This window comes from Spirosoma sp. KNUC1025 (assembly GCF_045160025.1).
GTDB lineage: Bacteria > Bacteroidota > Bacteroidia > Cytophagales > Spirosomataceae > Spirosoma.
This window is the reverse complement of record NZ_CP087139.1, coordinates 372,417-390,637: the sequence shown is the minus strand read 5'-3', so window position 1 is coordinate 390,637 and position 18,221 is coordinate 372,417. Positions and strand designations below refer to the sequence as shown.

At 47.2% G+C, this 18,221-nt stretch carries 18 protein-coding genes; 14 read left to right on the top strand and 4 right to left on the bottom strand.

Translation table 11 applies throughout. The features are described 5' to 3' along the window. Positions 1–65 precede the first annotated feature (65 nt). The 4 genes from LN737_RS01775 (at position 66) to LN737_RS01760 (ending at position 2,580) form a co-directional block, all read left to right on the top strand. Complete coding sequence (locus LN737_RS01775; RefSeq protein ID WP_405515692.1) at positions 66–1,304, top strand: cysteine desulfurase; 1,239 nt, start codon at positions 66–68, stop codon at positions 1,302–1,304. A gap of 4 nt (positions 1,305–1,308) precedes the next feature. Next, positions 1,309–1,743: a SufE family protein gene (locus LN737_RS01770; protein WP_405515690.1), complete on the top strand. Its 435-nt coding sequence runs from the start codon at positions 1,309–1,311 to the stop codon at positions 1,741–1,743. A gap of 12 nt (positions 1,744–1,755) precedes the next feature. Continuing rightward, complete coding sequence (locus LN737_RS01765; protein WP_191038809.1) at positions 1,756–2,067, top strand: DUF59 domain-containing protein; 312 nt, start codon at positions 1,756–1,758, stop codon at positions 2,065–2,067. A gap of 81 nt (positions 2,068–2,148) precedes the next feature. After that, positions 2,149–2,580: a BrxA/BrxB family bacilliredoxin gene (locus LN737_RS01760; RefSeq protein ID WP_405515689.1), complete on the top strand. Its 432-nt coding sequence runs from the start codon at positions 2,149–2,151 to the stop codon at positions 2,578–2,580. Between the two features lie 67 nt (positions 2,581–2,647). Here LN737_RS01760 and eboC read toward each other — a convergent pair whose 3' ends face one another. Continuing rightward, positions 2,648–3,523, bottom strand: coding sequence for a UbiA-like protein EboC (gene eboC / locus LN737_RS01755; RefSeq protein WP_405515687.1), 876 nt, complete (start codon positions 3,521–3,523; stop codon positions 2,648–2,650). Positions 3,524–3,836: 313 nt separating this feature from the next. On the opposite strand from eboC, the gene LN737_RS01750 reads away from it, so the two are divergent. From LN737_RS01750 to LN737_RS01740, 3 genes are all read left to right on the top strand, one after another. Continuing rightward, positions 3,837–5,216 (top strand): sugar transferase, encoded by a 1,380-nt coding sequence (locus LN737_RS01750; RefSeq protein WP_405515685.1) that lies wholly within the window; start codon positions 3,837–3,839, stop codon positions 5,214–5,216. A gap of 259 nt (positions 5,217–5,475) precedes the next feature. Continuing rightward, positions 5,476–6,615, top strand: a complete 1,140-nt coding sequence (locus LN737_RS01745; RefSeq protein WP_405515683.1) for a serine hydrolase domain-containing protein — start codon at positions 5,476–5,478, stop codon at positions 6,613–6,615. 60 nt (positions 6,616–6,675) lie between these two features. Beyond that, complete coding sequence (locus LN737_RS01740) at positions 6,676–7,599, top strand: alpha/beta hydrolase (protein WP_405515681.1); 924 nt, start codon at positions 6,676–6,678, stop codon at positions 7,597–7,599. A gap of 1 nt (position 7,600) precedes the next feature. Here LN737_RS01740 and LN737_RS01735 read toward each other — a convergent pair whose 3' ends face one another. The 3 genes from LN737_RS01735 to LN737_RS01725 form a co-directional block, all read right to left on the bottom strand. Continuing rightward, complete coding sequence (locus LN737_RS01735) at positions 7,601–8,749, bottom strand: acyltransferase family protein (RefSeq protein WP_405515679.1); 1,149 nt, start codon at positions 8,747–8,749, stop codon at positions 7,601–7,603. Between the two features lie 127 nt (positions 8,750–8,876). Further along, entirely contained in the window at positions 8,877–9,782 is a 906-nt protein-coding gene (locus LN737_RS01730) for a prohibitin family protein (protein WP_405515677.1), read from the bottom strand. Positions 9,783–9,993: 211 nt separating this feature from the next. Then, complete coding sequence (locus LN737_RS01725; protein ID WP_405515675.1) at positions 9,994–10,434, bottom strand: DUF1573 domain-containing protein; 441 nt, start codon at positions 10,432–10,434, stop codon at positions 9,994–9,996. 230 nt (positions 10,435–10,664) lie between these two features. Between LN737_RS01725 and LN737_RS01720 the strand changes: the two genes are divergently transcribed. The 7 genes from LN737_RS01720 to LN737_RS01690 all read left to right on the top strand — a co-directional run bounded on the left by LN737_RS01720 (position 10,665) and on the right by LN737_RS01690 (position 18,190). Then, positions 10,665–13,070, top strand: a complete 2,406-nt coding sequence (locus LN737_RS01720; RefSeq protein WP_405515673.1) for a thiamine pyrophosphate-dependent enzyme — start codon at positions 10,665–10,667, stop codon at positions 13,068–13,070. Positions 13,071–13,163: 93 nt separating this feature from the next. After that, entirely contained in the window at positions 13,164–13,940 is a 777-nt protein-coding gene (locus LN737_RS01715; protein WP_405515671.1) for a 4Fe-4S dicluster domain-containing protein, read from the top strand. 98 nt (positions 13,941–14,038) lie between these two features. Further along, entirely contained in the window at positions 14,039–14,689 is a 651-nt protein-coding gene (locus LN737_RS01710; RefSeq protein WP_405515669.1) for a hypothetical protein, read from the top strand. Positions 14,690–14,802: 113 nt separating this feature from the next. Next, complete coding sequence (locus LN737_RS01705) at positions 14,803–15,252, top strand: NADH-quinone oxidoreductase subunit J (protein WP_405515668.1); 450 nt, start codon at positions 14,803–14,805, stop codon at positions 15,250–15,252. Then, positions 15,239–15,550 carry an NADH-quinone oxidoreductase subunit NuoK gene (gene nuoK / locus LN737_RS01700; protein WP_405515666.1) on the top strand — a complete coding sequence of 104 codons (312 nt, stop codon included), beginning with the start codon at positions 15,239–15,241 and terminating at the stop codon, positions 15,548–15,550. The genes LN737_RS01705 and nuoK overlap by 14 nt, the downstream gene beginning before the upstream one ends. Before the next feature lie 41 nt (positions 15,551–15,591). Beyond that, positions 15,592–16,245, top strand: coding sequence for a 2OG-Fe(II) oxygenase (locus tag LN737_RS01695; protein ID WP_405515665.1), 654 nt, complete (start codon positions 15,592–15,594; stop codon positions 16,243–16,245). 37 nt (positions 16,246–16,282) lie between these two features. Further along, complete coding sequence (locus LN737_RS01690) at positions 16,283–18,190, top strand: NADH-quinone oxidoreductase subunit L (RefSeq protein ID WP_405515663.1); 1,908 nt, start codon at positions 16,283–16,285, stop codon at positions 18,188–18,190. The last annotated feature ends 31 nt before the right edge of the window (positions 18,191–18,221 follow it).

Below are 18,221 nucleotides of genomic sequence, written 5' to 3'. Positions count from 1 at the left end.
CGTTTTATTAATGACTTTTCAGTCAGCCTTATCGTTATTTGCCCTCTTTTCAGTACGAATACAACATGCAATCAGCCATAGAAACTCCCCTCGATATTCAGAAAATTCGCCGTGACTTTCCTATTCTCGATCAGGAAGTGAACGGTCGGCCGTTAGTGTATTTCGACAATGCAGCTACCAATCAAAAACCGTTGCCTGTCATTAATGCACTAACTCGTTATTACGAAGGGTATAATGCCAATATTCACCGGGGTATTCACCATCTGGCCGAGCAGGCAACGGCTGCTTTTGAAGCTTCCCGGCGCGCCATCCAGGCATTCCTGAACGCAAAGCATTGGCAGGAAATTATTTTTACCTATGGCACTACTGATGGCATCAATCTGGTTGCGCAAACCTACGGACGCCGGTTTCTGAAAGAAGGCGATGAGATTATCATCTCCACGATGGAACACCATTCCAATATTGTTCCCTGGCAGATGCTTTGTGAAGAAAAAGGATGTGTGCTGAAGGTGATTCCTGTAGACGATAATGGCGAGCTTATTCTCGAAGAATACGAGAAGATGTTGTCTGAACGTACCAAATTCGTTTCGTGCGTGCACGTATCAAATTCTCTGGGCACGATTAATCCGGTTAAGACAATTATAGACAAAGCGCATGAAGTAGGGGCAGTGGTGCTAATCGATGGCGCACAGGCCAGTTCACATCTTGAGCTTGACGTTCAGGCGCTTGATGCTGATTTTTATGTGCTTTCGGCGCACAAACTCTATGGCCCTACGGGGATGGGCGTTCTCTATGGCAAGAAAGATATTCTGGATGCCATGCCGCCTTATCGGGGTGGTGGAGAAATGATCAAGGAAGTTACGTTCGCTAAAACAACGTATAACGATCTGCCCTACAAATTTGAAGCTGGTACGCCTAACATCGCTGACGTAGTGGCCGTTAAAACGGCGCTCGAATACATGGATAGTTTAGGCAAAGAGCACATAGCCGCCCACGAAAACGATTTGCTTTGGTATGCAACGGAGCAACTCAATGAACTGGAAGGATTACGAATTATTGGCCAGGCCAAGCATAAAATTGGGGTGATTTCATTTGTTATGGATGGAATTCATCATCAGGATACAGGCGTAATACTGGATCAACAGGGTATTGCTGTTCGTACCGGACATCACTGCACGATGCCACTTATGCAACGCTTTGGCATTGCCGGAACTACGCGGGCGTCGTTTGCGGTTTACAATACCAGAGACGAGATTGACCGGCTCGTGCAGGGCTTACGCCGTGTTCAAAAAATGATGCTGTAAGTAGATGACAATCAACGAAAAGCAGGACGAGATTATCGAAGAATTCGACTTGTTCGAGGACCAACTCGACAAGACGCAATACATTATTGATTTAGGTAAAAAGCTACCGCCGATGCCTGAATCGAAAAAAACGGATGCAAATCGGATTATGGGCTGCCAATCCAAGGTGTGGGTTGATGCTGAATTCAAGGACGATAAGCTGTATTTTTACGGAGATAGCGAACAGACTGCTCAAATTTCAAAGGGGCTGGTTGGTTTGCTGATTCGCGTTTTATCGGGTGAAAAGCCCGAAGATATTGCCAATGCCGATCTGTATTTTATTCCCCGTGTTGGCATGGGCAACCTTATTACGTCGCTGCGGGCTGGTGGGCTTGCCTCGATGATTGAACGGATGAAAGCCTACGGCCGAATGTATGCCGTGTCAGAAAAAAGTCATTAATTAGTTAAAACAATGACAGACGAAGAACTGAAAGAACAAGTCGTATTGGCCCTCAAAGGCGTTTATGACCCTGAAATTCCGGTAGATGTTTATGAGCTTGGCCTGATTTACGACATCAAAATATTCCCGGTAAATAACGTATATATTTTGATGACGCTCACTTCGCCTTCGTGCCCATCAGCCGGTTCCATTCCGGCCGAAATCGAGGAGAAAGTTCGGGCGATTGAAGGCGTCAACGACGTAAGCGTCGAGTTAACGTTCGACCCACCGTATTCGACCGAATTAATGTCGGAAGTTGCTAAATTAGAACTTGGATTTATGTAAAAAAACAAGTCGTCAGGTAAGAGAAAACGGTGGTTGACTGAAGCTCTGACGGCAATTGACTAATGGCTAACTACTAAAACTATGTATCCTCCTCATTTGCTTATCCCGATGCGGGAAGACCTGACAAGTGTCGGGTTTGAAGAATTAACCACAGCCGACGACGTGGTCAACACCATGGAAAATGCTGAAGGCACGATGCTTGTTGTTGTCAATTCGGTATGTGGCTGTGCTGCGGGCGCGGCTCGTCCGGGTGTGAAAGCGGCTTTAGCGGCCAGTCCAGTAAAACCGGATAAGATGGTAAGTGTGTTTGCGGGTGGCGATTTGGAAGCAACGGCTAAAATGCGTGAATATCTGCTGCCATATCCACCTTCATCGCCTTCTATCGCTATTTTTAAAGATGGCGAGTTGGTCCATTTCATCGAGCGGCACCATATTGAAGGTCGGTCGGCGCAAATGATCGCTCAGCATCTTGAAATGGCGCTGGAAGAGTTTTGCACACCTGCAAACGCCTAGTTACTTAAAAATAGCAATCCCGGTCAGCTACAAATTTTATATTCTTAGCTGACCGGGATTGCTATTTTTAAGTAACTGCGAATAGTTTGGCTAGCAGACGTGATAGCGGCAGCAAACAAATAACCAGCAGTGCTAGCGGAAACGACGCGAAAGCAGCTACCCAAGCTGCATTCATTACAATAAGCGATAGTACTCCCGCCTTCACTGCCAGGCCAATATTTCGTCCGATGGGTTCCTTTACGGCTCGCCAGAGCGGTGGAAAGATAAAGTATCCGAACAAAAAGAGGAATGGAAACGCTGTTCCTAATTGATGCTGGCGTTGGGCTAAAGCGGCTACACAGCCGATAACAAGTGCATAAAGCAGTCCGGCAGTACGTAACGTTGTAGCACTGCCGCCGTGAACTTCACCCCGGCTAATCATAGTGATTGCCCCAATGTAAATAATAGGTATTACGCCAATCCACACCCAGGGCAAAACTTGCTCGGGCAAAATACTAACTCCCAACAGCAGATTTAAGCCACGGCATAAGCCCATATTTATGGGGCCAAGCCAGTTATGGTGTTTTCCGAATCGGTCATAAACAAGAGAAGCGACAGCAATACCAACCGCCAGTAACCCCGCTGTTTGGTTGACAATAAAGGATAACAAAATTCCTGTCGCTAAAAGAATTGACCCTAAGAGGGTAGCTATAGTTTTGCTAACAATTCCGCTCGGAATAGGCCGCTCCGGTCTTTCAATGGCATCTAATTCGGCGTCGAACACATCATTGAACACGACTCCACCACCATACAGACAGACTGTAGCAAGAGAAAGCCAGCCAATTGGAGCTGCTGCTGGATTAGGACTTAAAAAATAGCCTGAGATAGCCATACCCGCCAGAACATCGGCCACCGCCGTAACAAGGTTAGCTGGACGAGTGAGGGAGAGGAGCGCTTTTAACATAATGGGCAAAATACTTGTTTCTGCTTAAGCGTGTCTGATTGGCGAGTTACTGAAATAGGAATTTCTATAACAAGTGATCGATAGGCCAGCTGGTACGGTAACGTAGTTTCTCTTTGCTAAGATAGCTACTTTCATCAAGGTGTTTATGTCCCTATTTGAATGTTTTCTAGAACTATTATTGGTTTTATTATAAATTAGGCTATAAATTTGGTCCCTCGAGTACAATATTTAGAAAAACTCTCTATCTTGACATGCTACTTTTATGTCTATAATCAGTCTAACTGATCATATGTAAATTGTAAACGCAACAGTTATGAGGCACCGATACTCAATATTATTTTTCCCGCTTCATGTAATTGTTGATTTCATCAGCCTTAATACAGCGTTTGTTGGTGCCTTTTGGCTTAAGTTTCAGAGGCTGGATGGCGTAGCGTCATCGCCATATTCCTCGTTTTGGTTATTATTTAATCTGATTTGGCTTATTGAGATTTTACTCTTTAAGCCATATACATTTCCCCGTCAATTATTTAAGGCCGATCATCTACTCAAAAAATTGTTAACCCTAACTGCAGTTCATATAGCAGTGATAGCAATTTATTGGGTGGCAATCAGGGGTTATTATTATTCCCGGGAGCATGTTTTAATAACCTATACCTTGTTTTTAGGTTTAGGGTCAATGTTCAGATTAGGGGGATTGGTGTTCTTAAGAGAATACCGGGCTCGAGGGTATAATAACCGACGTTACGCTATTGCTGGTTATGGTAAGCTAGCCGCTTCAATATATAGTTTTTATGAGGCTCATCCAGAGATGGGGTTTCGCTTCTGTGGCTACTTTGACGATCCTACCGTAGAGAACAAGACCCAACTTACGGGAACGTATAGTGAATTTTTAGACTATGCTCAACGAGAAAGTATCGATTGTGTTTATTGTTGCCTAACTTATATGGACAATGACCGGTTGAAAACCATTGTCGATAATGCGGAAGCTGGTAATTATCAGGTAAAGATATTAGTTGATTTTAGAGGATTTCTGGCTCGCGGGGCCTCAGTTGAGTATCATGACTTCTTACCGGTACTGAATTTATCTCCCGGTATACTCAACGATTTCAGGGTCAATGTACTGAAACGCTCATTCGACGTTCTTTTTTCAGTGACCGCTCTTGGGGTGGGTATGCCTATATTCCTGTTATTGGCGACTATTACACGGCTTACTTCAAGAGGGCCAACATTTTACGCACAGGAACGTATCGGACGTGGGGGTAGACCCTTTAAAATCTACAAATTCCGTAGTATGTACGTAGATGCGGAAAAGTCTGGTCCCGTTTTATCGGGTGGATTACTCGATAGCCGAATTACGCCCTGGGGACGATTTATGCGCCAAACCCGACTCGATGAAATCCCACAGTTCTACAATGTGTTAATAGGCGACATGTCGGTAGTAGGTCCTCGGCCGGAACGACAGTACTTTATTGATCAGATCGTACAGATTGCTCCTGAATATCGTTCTCTACTGGAAGTGAAACCGGGTATTACGTCGATTGGGCAAATTAAATATGGGTACGCAGCCAGTGTGGAGGAAATGGTTCAACGGCTGCGTTATGACTTGATTTACCCAAAACGACGCTCATTCATTTTCGATATGTGGATTATTGCCCAGACACTTCGGGTTATGGCCCAGGGACGTGGTAAATAATCGATTAATTTTTGAATGCAGCTTGCCTTAATTTATAGCGCCACTCAATAAGTTTATTGACTTTCATGTTATTTTAACGAATGGCTCAATAGCTGCTATTGAGCAATTCTTATTTTTGTGGAAGTTGGATTGTGTGAAAAGTGCGAAATAGGCGCGTTGAATGTTTAGAATACCTAAAATCTGGAGTTGGCTTAGCGTTATACTTATAGGACTTGTTGCGTCATGTGGGCAGAATTCTGATACCCGGCTGGCGCAGAAAATGCAGAACTGTGCTCAAGATCAAGTACTTGATGCCAAGCAGCAGACAGCCATCCGAAAACAAATCAAAGCGGATGAAAAAACGCAAAAGATTGAAGACATCTTTCGTCAGAAAGTACGTAGTGGCCTGAATGGTAATGTACTGATTGCCCAGAAAGGACTGGTTCTTTATAAGAAATGCTTTGGTTTAGGGCATTTCGAACGGAGCGAACGGGATACCCTCGTTGATGATTCCAAATTCCAGTTGGCTTCACTCTCCAAGACGTTTACTGCAGTGGGCACCTTGAAGCTTATAGAAGCCGGAAAACTGAATTTTGAAGATACCATTCAGAAATTTTATCCCGATTTTCCTTATCATGGTATTAGCATTCGAGAGCTGCTAAGTCATCGGAGTGGCTTGCCTAATTATCAATACGCCTTTGATGATAGTATGAAGGTGAATTTCTACAAAAAAGAAAAGCCGTACCCCACTAATTCAACAATCATGCATTGGTTTGCTACTGTCAAACCAACTCCCCAACGGTATAATATCCCGGGCCGGGGGTTCAGTTACAGCAATACAAATTACATGGTACTGGCCTCGATCATTGAAAAAGTAACGGGGCAAACGTATGAAGCCTATATCCATAAGAATATTTTCGAGCCGTTGGGTATGCATCACACGTTTGTGGCAACCACCAAAAATGATTCTATTAACTATCATCGAACAGCGGGCTATCAGTGGAATCGACGTATTCCAAAGGATTATTACGACGATGTAGTTGGGGATAAGGGAATTTACTCGACAACAGGCGATCTGTTTCGCTGGTACCGAGCCTTGAATGGAGACTGCCTGTTGCAGAAGAAAAACCTTGCGGAAGCATTTGTACCGCGCAGTTTTGAGCGGAAAGGCACAAAAAATTATGGGTACGGCTTCCGGATGATGCTCAACGATTCGAACCAGCCCGAATACATTTATCACTCCGGATGGTGGAAAGGCTATAATACCATGTTCTGGTTCAGCCCTAAAGATGAATTCGTTATCATTATTCTTGGCAATCGCTACAACACAACGGTTTATCAGATCAAAGAGTTACTGGAAGTGCTGCACGGTGGCTCAAACAACAAAATGTCTGCTGACGAAGGCGACGTAGAGATATGAGTATAGTCGATCCAGTAGTCGGCTTTTTGTAGTGTATACTTCTCACAATGTTACGTCTTCATGCGCCCTTTACTCGTTGCTATGCTTCTTGCCGCTGTCCCTTTTCAAACTGCTTTATCGCAGGAAGTTATTAAGCTCTGGCCTGATAATGCCATTCCCAATGCCATTCCCAATGCACAGATAACCGAAAAGTCGGAAACGGATGCCAATGGTATTTTGCGTATTAGCAATGTCTCGGTTCCTACTTTAACGGCTTATATACCTCCGAAAGGAAAAATGACTGGTGCTGCCGTTATGATTTGTCCGGGGGGCGGGTATGGGATACTGGCAGCAAGCCACGAAGGTAGTGACGTAGCACGCTGGTTTAATGAGATAGGCGTGGCCGCTTTTGTGCTGAAATACCGCTTACCTATGCCCGAAATAATGACTAATCAGCAGGAAGTACCGCTGATGGATGCTATGCAGGGCATGACAATCATTCGGCAGAAAGCGGCTCAGTATGGGATCAACCCTGATAAAATCGGCGTCATGGGCTTTTCGGCAGGGGGGCACCTTGCCGCTACGCTTGCTACTCATTATCACAGAGGGCCAAAAGCCAGCGAAATGGCAAAGCCTAATTTTGCTATTCTCCTTTATCCAGTTGTCACCTTTGGCGAAAAGGCGCACACAGGCTCACGTGATAAACTGTTGGGTAAATTAAATACGTCTCCGGAATTGATAGCCTACTATTCAAATGAGCTACAGGTAAGCAGCCAGACCCCGCCTTCATTTCTGGTTCATTCGGAAGACGATAAATCCGTTCCGGTTGAAAACAGCATCAATTACTATCTGGCTTGTCTAAAAAATGGCGTACCCGCCGAAATGCATCTGTACCCGACTGGTGGACACGGCTATGGAATGAGAACCGCCAAATTTGGCTCCCTCAATACGTGGCCAGATGTTTGTAAAGCATGGTTGACGGCTTTAATCGCACCAAAACCGTAGTTTAGACTCGCAGGAACGTATTCTTTTTGTAGAGAAAATATAGAAAGGCCCACTTTACGGCTAAAAAGGCAATTACTGCGCCCACTGCTTGAACCGGCTCATTGAATAAATGCAGTAGACCACTAAAAAGGAAGTGAGTTGTGTATTCAAAATCAATGAACCGCTCCGCGAGGTAGATCAGGATGGAGTTCATACCAATAATGACGAAGAAAAACGTCCAGCCTCGAACGTTCTGCATATCGATGATCCAGTAAAACAAACTCAGTATCAATAGGCTCCACCCGCCTGCAACCAAGACAAACGAACTGGTCCAGAGGTTTTTGTTGATAGGAAAAGCCAGATTCCATAGCCACCCTAAAGCCACGCAGGCCACCCCCGCAATAACAAGCTGCTGGAGTTTACGGCTATCGCGGACGCCATGCTGGCGTAAAATTGATCCGGCAAAAACGCCCAGTAATCCTGTTCCAATGGCCGGTAATGTTGAGAGTAAACCTTCTGGATCATGAACAACTTTATAAAGCCGGCCAGGCATAAACAGCCGGTCAACGTAACCCACTAAACTTCCTTCCATGGTCAGGTTACCGGCACCGTAACCTGGTACAGGAACAAGCATCAACAAGGCCCAATAGCCGAGCAGAATACCCGCGAAAATACCGTAACGAATACGTTCGTTTTGAACATACAAGTAGATCAATTGGGCAAACATCCCGGCCAGACCAATACGGCCTAATACGCTACCGAAGCGCATTTCAGCGATCGACTTTACAAATAATCCGTTGTTGTAAACAATGCCGAGCAACACCAGAATCAGCCCTCTGGTTATTACTTTTCGAGCAAGTAAAGCTCGGCTGTCACCTTTTGCCAGGCGGCTCCCAAGTGAATAAGGCGTCGAAACCCCTGCCAGAAAAAGAAATAAAGGGAAAATACAATCGTAAGGTCGAAAGCCGTTCCAGTCGACATGGGTAAACTGATCAGCCATGAAAATGGCCCATGCCCAGCCTGTCGTTTTGGCCAGCGCATGAAAAATTTCTTCTCCGCCCATAATCCAGAACATATCGAAACCCCGTAACGTATCGAGCGATAAAAGACGACGTACTGGAGCTGGTTGAGCCAGGGCAGGTTCCTGTACCGAAGAAGTAGATGGTTGCATAAATCGACGAATCGAGGGATTAGACAATGATATGCAAAAAACACAACCCATCAAACCGCAAGGGAATGATAGAGTTGTGTTTTGAGAAATTTGATACGTATTGCCTAAAAAGCGACAGTAGGGCTAATTAATTATCGTTTAAAATCAACGGTACGTTGCCACGACCGCCCATAATTACGATTTTAGCATTGGGAGATGCCGCTAACTCACGCTGTGCTTTGATCTGCTCGTATTGCAGCTGCTTGTCGCTCAATCCGGTAGACAGAATTTTTTGGTAGTCAGCAATGCCTTGCGCTTCTACCCGCTTTCGTTCGGCTTCCTGGCGTTCTTTTTGCAGGACAAACTGCATTTTTTGAGCATCCTGCTCAGCGTTTATTTTTGATTCGATGGTTTTTTTGACGGATGCAGGGAGGTCAATATTTCGAATCAACAGCTGCTCAAGGGACAGTCCTCTTTTTCTGAAATCAGCTTCTATTGACTTGTAGATCCTCCCCTGAAACTCATCTCGTCGGGTCGAATACAAGGCTACCGCATCGTAATAAACCGCATTGTCGCGAATACGGGTACGCGTAATGGGCCTGACAATTTTATCCATGTAATCCGGGCCGATTTCACGGTAAATTCTAGGCGCATCGGCCGACACCACACGGTACAAAACAGTTAGGTCAATCACCACTTCCAGTCCGTCGGCCGTCAGCACCCGAATAGCATCGTCGCCTTCCCGCTGTCCTTCATCATGAGCAGCCGACATGGTATAGTTTTGGGTTTTTATGTCGAACTCGGTTACGTTAGCTAACGGGTTAACCAGATTTAAGCCGGAGTTCAACGTACGGTCGCTGACATTCCCAAACAGCGAAATAACACCCACCTGACCGGCATCGATCTGTCGAACGCTGGCTGTTAACGCACCGATAATCAGCAAAACGAGTCCAATTACTTTAAGTGGTCTGGAGTAGCGCGAAAACGTCAGTGCTGGTGTATTGATCGTAAATCCAGCAATGAGCAGCAGAAAACCAATAACAAGAAAAAACATAGCTTAGGTGTAGTTATTAAGACCAGTATTGATCAGAATACACCGTAAACCTACGTGATAATCAAGTAGTAAAGAAGCAAGCTGGGAGGAACGGACACCGGGTTTGCCGGTCGGTTATGCAGACGGATGACAGATAATTACAGGCATAAAAAAAAGCATCCGGTAAACGACCCGATGCTTTTTTCAACAACACTATTAACCCTTCAATAGATTAGCGTGAAGTTTTTTTCTTGTCTTTAGCGGCTGGAGCTGCTGGAGCGGCAGCTGTTTCGGCCTCCTTATGCGCCGTTACTTCTCCTTTCAGATACAGCACTACGTTGCCATTTTCGGCATTACTGGTTACCGTAACCGTTTTGGTGAATTGGCCCATGGCTGCAGCATTATAAGTAGCCGAAATCGTACCAGTTTTCCCTGGGAGTACAGGCTCACGTGAGAAGGTAGGCTTCGTGCAACCGCAGGAAGCTTGCGCGTCATTAATAACAACGGGGTCAGTACCCGTATTTTTGAATTCGAATACGTGGGTTACTGGTTTGCCTTGCTCTATTTTGCCAAAATCATGCGTTTCTTTGGCAAATTTCATCACTCCCTTTTGTGCATAGCTACTTGCGACAAACACAAACAGAGCTACGAATAGTGAAAATGCTTTTTTCATCGGACGAAACGGAATTATAGTTTGATTGTTAAAATGCTAATACGTGTCAAAGATAACCAGCACTTATAAGAGAAATTGGTATTCTATCAACAAAGAAACTCAAAAAATCGTTTTTTTGAAAGCTGACTCGTTTTATCTTACTTTTACTTTCGCTTGGTAATTGTTGTAACCGATACCAGCTACTTCATCAATAAATAAAATGTTTGACGATTTCAACCCGTAGCTCTGTTGTGATAGCAAACGAACAACTTCCCTCGACTGATATTTTAAGTCGTGAAAAAATCCTATCTGACTATCGATTGGCTTGCGAAAGCCGACAGGTTAGTTTGTTCGGTCGGCGCGATGTGATGGGAGGACGGGCTAAATTTGGTATTTTCGGGGATGGTAAAGAATTGGCGCAACTGGCAGCAGCCCAAGTATTCGAGCGGGGCGATTTTCGTTCAGGCTACTATCGGGATCAAACGTTTGTCGCTGCTTTAGGCGAACTGAGCTGGCAGGAATTTTTTGCTCAATTGTATGCCCATACCGATCTGGCAGCCGATCCGAATACGGGTGGCCGCTCGATGAATGGGCACTACGCTACCCGCTGGCTCGATGAGCAGGGATTGTGGCGAAACCAAACCGAACTCTATAATTCAGTCTGTGATATTTCTCCGACCGCCGGGCAGATTCCTCGCTCAATTGGTCTGGCCTATGCCTCTAAATTGTTTCGGAACAATCCTGGTCTGAGTTCACTGACCAATTTTTCGCACAATGGCAACGAAATTGTATTCGCTACCATTGGCGATGCTTCGACCTCACAGGGCATGTTCTGGGAGACGATGAATGCCGCAGGTGTTCTGCAGGTACCTCTATTGATGTCTATCTGGGACGATGGCTACGGCATATCAGTACCGGTTGAATATCAAACGGTGAAGGGCAGCATATCGAAGGCGCTGGCCGGTTTTCAGCGCGATTCAGACGATAAGGGACTGGAAATCTTTACCGTAAAAGGCTGGGATTACGTAGCGCTGCTGGAAACATATCAGCAGGCCGCTGCGATCTGTCGGCAGGAGCATGTACCGGTTCTGGTTCATGTTCAGGAATTAACGCAGCCTCAGGGTCACTCATCGTCCGGATCGCACGAGCGGTATAAGTCGAGAGAGCGACTGGCGTGGGAGGCTGAACATGATTGTAATCGGATTTTTCGGCTCTGGATTCTTGAAAATGGCTATGCTACAAACGAAGAGCTGGAAACCATTGAAGCAGAAGCGAAAGAGACCGCTAAGAAAGCCCGGCTTGATGCCTGGAATGCGTTTCAGGAGTCGATGAAAGGTGATTTCGATCAGGCACTCGACTTGATCCAGCAGGCTGCCCGCCACAACGCTAAAGCTACGGAACTGATGGCCGTGCGCGAAGAACTGCGCAAGACATTTTCACCGTTACGTCGGGATGCTGTAGCGGCTGTACGAAAGGCGCTCCGTATTCTACGAAACGACTCAGGGGCAGTCCGGCAGCAGTTGCGGGCATGGCTGGGCCGGACGAACGCCGAAAATGAAGAGCGGTTCAATTCCCATCTCTACAGTGAATCACCCGATTCACCAATGTTAATCGAAGGAATAGCTCCGGAGTACACAGACGGGAGTTTGGTGCTCGACGGCTATCAGTTACTCCAGCATTATTTCGATAATCTGTTTGCCCGCGATCCGCGCGTAGTAGCGCTGGGCGAAGATGTTGGCAAGATTGGCGATGTCAACCAGGGCTTTGCTGGATTACAGGAAAAATACGGTGAGATACGTATTACAGATACCGGCATTCGCGAAACCACCATCATCGGTCAGGGAATTGGGCTGGCCATGAGGGGCTTACGACCGATTGTTGAAATTCAGTATTTCGATTATGTGTATTACACGCTGGCTACGCTAACAGACGATTTAGCTACGTTGCTGTATCGAACGAAAGGTGGTCAGAAGGCGCCGGTTATTATCCGAACACGCGGCCATCGGCTCGAAGGTATCTGGCATTCGGGTTCGCCGATGGGAGCCATGCTGGGTAGCCTGCGTGGACTACATGTGCTTGTGCCACGTAACATGACGCAGGCGGCTGGGTTTTATAACACACTCATCAAGGGAGACGATCCGGCACTACTGATCGAATCGCTAAATGGTTATCGGCTCAAGGAGGCCCTTCCGGACAATCTGGCTGAATTTTGCGTGCCCCTCGGCGTACCTGAAACATTACGTACCGGTTCCGACGTGACCGTTATTACATATGGCTCAATGTGCCGGATCGTTATGGAGGCTGCCAATCAGTTGGCTCAGATGGGTGTAAATGTAGAAGTGATTGATGTACAGACGTTACTTCCGTTCGATGTGCATCACTCGATCATTGAATCTATCAAAAAAACAAACCGGGTGGTGTTTGCGGATGAAGATGTACCCGGTGGTGCATCGGCGTATATGATGCAGCAGGTAGTAGAAGGGCAGAATGCTTATCGCTATCTGGATTCGCCACCCCGTACTATATCGGCGAAAGCGCATAGGCCGTCGTATGGCTCGGATGGAGATTATTTCTCCAAACCAAACGTTGACGACGTAATAGAGATGATATATGCGCTGATGAGTGAAGCCGAACCCAGCCGTTTCCCCGCTATTTAGGCGAAAGTCAGTACGTTGTGAAAGTCGTATGGGTCAGTCAGTTTATGGCTAAAAATAACGTTCGACTTCTATGGCTGGTGGCTTTTACAACTTATGACTTATTTCAAAGACATACAAACGGGCATCCGCACAACGCTGAAAGGGTTACGACTCACCTTGCGGCATTTACGGAACGCAACCAGGCGCCGGACGCCCGAAGGCATTGCAAGTGAGAATTATTTTGACTTGCAGAATGGTCTGGTTACACTGCAATATCCGCATGAGCAATTACCGATTCCCGATAATGGCCGCTATCGGCTTCGGAATGAGATCGACGATTGTATCGTTTGCGACAAGTGTGCCAAAGTCTGCCCCGTTGATTGCATAACCATCGATGCCATCAAAGCTACTGAAGAAGTGGGGCGGGCATCCGATGGCTCGCCAATTCGGTTGTATGCCGCCAAGTTCGACATCGACATGGCCAAGTGCTGCTACTGCGGCCTGTGTACGGTCGTTTGCCCAACGGAGTGCCTGACTATGGATAAGAAGTTCGATTATAGCGAGTTTGAGCTAGGCGAACTAACGTACCATTTTTCAAATCTGTCGCCAGAGCAGGCCGACGAAAAACGTTCATTATACGAACAGTTTCTGCGCGAAAAAGAAGAAGCCAAAGCCGCTCAACTTGCAGCTAAAGCCGCGCAGCAAGCTCAATCCGTTGAGCCAGTAGCTAAACCGGCTGCGAGTCCTGTCCGGCCAGTTTTCAAACCAACAGCTAAGCCTGTGGCGAAAACACCACCGGCAGAACCGGCGAACTCAGAAGGGTCGTCTATTGAACACCCCCTGACGGACGCTACACCGCAGGAAATGCACCGTATTGCTCAGGGGGAGTAGAAACGACAAAGCGCCCGATATTCAGACCAACGCAAAAGCCAGCCACTCCTCCCACGGACGTACCATCCGAAACGCCACAAGGAGAGAAAATCGTACCGATGGAGGAGCCGCTTGATCCTAAACCGGCTCCCAAACCGCCAGGGTTTAGGCCGACGATGAAGCCAGGTGCTACGTCCGTTCCTCAACCACTCACGGACGTACCGTCTGCCGGTACTGAAGCCAGTCAGGAGCCGAAAACGCCAGTCTCAAGTTCGAAGCCAGCCGGTTTCCGGCCGACGATGAAACCGCCGGTAAAGCAGCCAGATGACGATACGCCACCGATAACCGAATCTGCAGACGGGAATAAACCAAAACCGGCTTTCCGACCCACAATGAAGCCACCGGTTTCAAAACCGGAAGCATCACAAACAGATATTTCAGCAACTACAGAGCCTGCTGCACCCAAACCGGCTGCGTTTAAGCCAACGATGAAGCCAGCAAAACCCGCTGAGCCAACATCAACTGAGCCGCCAGGTACAGATGAGCCCGTAACGCCAAAGCCCAAACCAGCGTTTAGGCCGACGATGAAACCAACTGTGGCAGTGGATAAGATTGAGCCAGCAGCTTCAACGCCTGAACGCCAGGATGCATCCACTGATGAGAAAGTGGAAAAAGCAGAGCCGCCTGTGGCCGAATCACCAAAGCCGAAGCCAGCGTTTCGCCCAACGATGAAACCTAAGGCAAAACCAGATGATGAACCGTCTGCATAACCAAAAAAAGCCTATTCCGTGATCCAAATTGCTTTCTATATCTTTTCGGCACTTACGCTGTTTGGCGCTTTGGCGGTTTTACTGACACGTAACATACTTTACGCAGCTTTTTTTTGTTACTGACCTTGCTGGGCGTAGCCGGATTGTTTGTATTGGCTAGCGCTGATTTCCTGGCTATTGCTCAGATTATGATTTACGTTGGTGGTGTACTTGTGTTAGTGATTTTTGGCGTAATGCTCACTAATAAACCGGAGCAGGGTATCAACAGTCAACAACCCAATCGCATAGCCTCGTCAAACCGCACAAGTTCCAGCTGGTTTGTGGCCATTCTGGTTGCCGGATGCCTCTTTTTTGGGTTGTCTTCATTGATAATACGTGCCAATTTTACATTACTGGATCAACCTGTAGGCTGGCAAAGCACTATAAAAACAATCGGTAAACAATTAATGACCGAATACGTAGTACCTTTTGAGATTGCGGGAATCCTACTCCTGGCCGCATTAGTTGGCGCTACGTATCTGGCGGCTTCACACAGAAAATTATTTCGCCATGCAAGCCGTTGATAGTCATTTATTTCTATTCGTTGGGGCGGCACTTTTCAGTATTGGCCTAGCCGTGGTGATCCTAAAACGACACGCGATTGTGGTGTTGATGGGTATCGAACTGATGCTTAATGCCGTTAATATAAACCTGGTTGCATTCAGCCAATATGACCCCGACCGATTGCAGGGACAAATGCTGGCGCTGTTCGTCATGGTGGTAGCTGCAGCCGAATCAGCCATCGCGCTTGCTATTGTTTTGCAGGTTTATCGGCATTTCCATACCGCTCAGCTAGATGAACTGAACGAGCTGAAACAGTAATTGCATGCGGCTGGCTCCCCTGAAACCTACCACTAACTTTTATGGATGATAGCGACCTTTCTTCAGCATTACTATTCGAACCCATTATCGAAGGTATTCTTACCAATGGATATGGTCTGGTCGATACGTTCCTGACACCTGCTGAAGTAACTGGCTTAGCTACTCGCCTGCATGAACGTCGGGCGGCTGGACAGTTTCGGGCGGCTGGTATCGGAAACCAACAGGTAACCGTTGAAAATACGATTCGGGGCGATGAAATTTTGTGGCTGGAGGAAGCTTCAGCAACACCCGAAGAACGCGCTTTTCTGCAACGTATCAGTACGTTTGTTGACTACGTTAATCAGACCTGTTACCTGGGTTTGCGTGAGTACGAATTTCACTACGCACTGTATCCGGCCGGTACGTTTTACAAGCGGCATCTCGACCGATTCCGGACCGATTCGCGCCGAAAACTTTCTGTCATCTGCTACCTGAATACGGATTGGCAGGAGAGTGAGGGTGGTCAACTGGCCATTTATCTGCCCGGTACCGACGAGGCTTCTGAAAGCCAAGTTATTATCTCGCCAGTAGGAGGGCGGCTGGTATGTTTTGAGAGCGGGCGGCTGGAACACGAGGTCCTTCCGGCTACCTGTGAGCGACTAAGCGTGACGGGCTGGTTAAAAACGGGTTCTATCCCGTTTGTTTCCCTAGGTTAGAATCGGGATATTTGCGGCCAATTCAGACCGTTTCTAAATGCCCATCGACGGTATCCCATTAGTTCCCATGTTAATTGCTATCGTATTGACATTGCCCTTTGCCGGATTTCTGGCGTTGACGATGTCGAATCGTCGGATAGCGGGAGGTCTGGCTGTTTTGCTGACAAGCGTCGGTTTAGCGTTGTCGATAGGGCTGATGATAAATCTTCCTGAACAACCGCTGGCTATTCAGGCTGACTGGGCAACGCTGTCGGGCGTTTCGTTCGGAATGAGCTTCCAGGTCGATATCCTCACGGCATTTATGCTTGTGCTCGTGCATTTTGTGGCACTGCTTGTGCAGATTTATTCGCTTTCATATCTGCACGATGAACCAAAGCTACGTCGATATTTTGCATACCTCCAATTGTTTATCGGGTCGATGCTGGGGATCGTACTAGCCGGGAATCTTCTGGTGATGTACGCTTTCTGGGAGTTGGTTGGGCTGGCGTCTTATCTGCTCATCGGTTTCTATGCCGATAGGCCAGCGGCTAACCGGGCGGCAAAAAAAGCGTTCCTGATGAATCGGGTGGGCGATGCAGGCTTCCTCATTGGTATTTTCCTGACGTACTATTATTTCGATACGCTCGAATTTAGCGTACTAACCGACGCTGATGCCGGATTTATTCCATCCACCCTGCTCGGTTTATGTCTGTTTATGGGTTGTGTCGGGAAGTCAGCGCAATTCCCATTACTTACCTGGTTGCCGGATGCTATGGAAGGCCCGACCCCCGTTTCGGCTTTGCTACATGCCGCTACCATGGTGGCGGCTGGTATCTTTCTGCTTGCCCGGATTCACCCTTTGCTTTCGCCTGATGCGTTAGTGATCATTACGGTAGTGGGCACTACCACTACGCTCTGGGGCGGCTATTCTGCGGTATTTCAAACAGATATCAAGAAGGTGCTTGCTTTCTCTACCGTTTCGCAACTGGGGCTGATGGTGGCTGGTATGGGAACTGGTAACGTAAGCGGAGCACTCTTTCATTTATTGACCCACGCCTTTTTTAAAGCCGGTTTATTTTTGAGTGCAGGGGCAGTCATTCATGCTGTTCATACGCAGAATATGCATCAGATGGGTAATCTGCGGAAAGCTTTGCCTACTACCTTCTGGACATACACCATCTGTGCAGCCTCTTTGTCGGGATTACCGCTTTTCTCCGGATTTTTGTCAAAAGAAGTAATTCTGGGCGGAGCTTTTAACTGGGCCAACGCGCAAAATGATGGGCTTTCCTATCTGTTACCCATCCTTTTAGTCGTCTCTTCTGGCCTGACGGCCTTCTATATGGCCCGACAGTGGCGGTTAGTTTTCTTTGGCGATTATCGTAACGAAACGGTGCCAATCAGTCAGGCGCATGAACCTGACTGGCTTATGCGCGGGCCTGTTGTTGTTCTGGCCGTTTTATCTGTCGGGTTCTGGTTTTCAATAAATCCTGTATCAGCGCATGAAAGCTGGTTTTTTCACTTAATACCAATGGTTGACGAACGTGGGTTTTGGTGGCTGGCACCGCTATCCATCGGGCTGGTTGTGTTGGGTGGCTGGCTTGGTTTTCAATTGAAGGAACCGCATATGGAGCGAAGCTACGTTCGTCTTTCCCTTGAATACGGTTTTTTAGATATACTCTATCAATTCCTCATTCTGAATCCGACGCTTAGACTCGCTACGTTGCTTAACCGCGCCGATCAGCGGATTGTGGATGGGGCGGTCAATAGGGCGGGGGTATCGACCGTCGTACTGGCTTATATCGCTAACGGAATCGATCGGTATGCTATCGATGGCCTGCTCAATGGAACAGTCTGGGTGATTGGACAACTCGGGCGGATTACGCGTTCAATACAAAACGGTCTGGTTCAGTCCTATATTACTGCGGCAGTGATTGGGCTGTTGCTGATAATCTGGTGGTTATTATAACGTCTTCGGCAGCAGCGTGCTGTCGGCAATA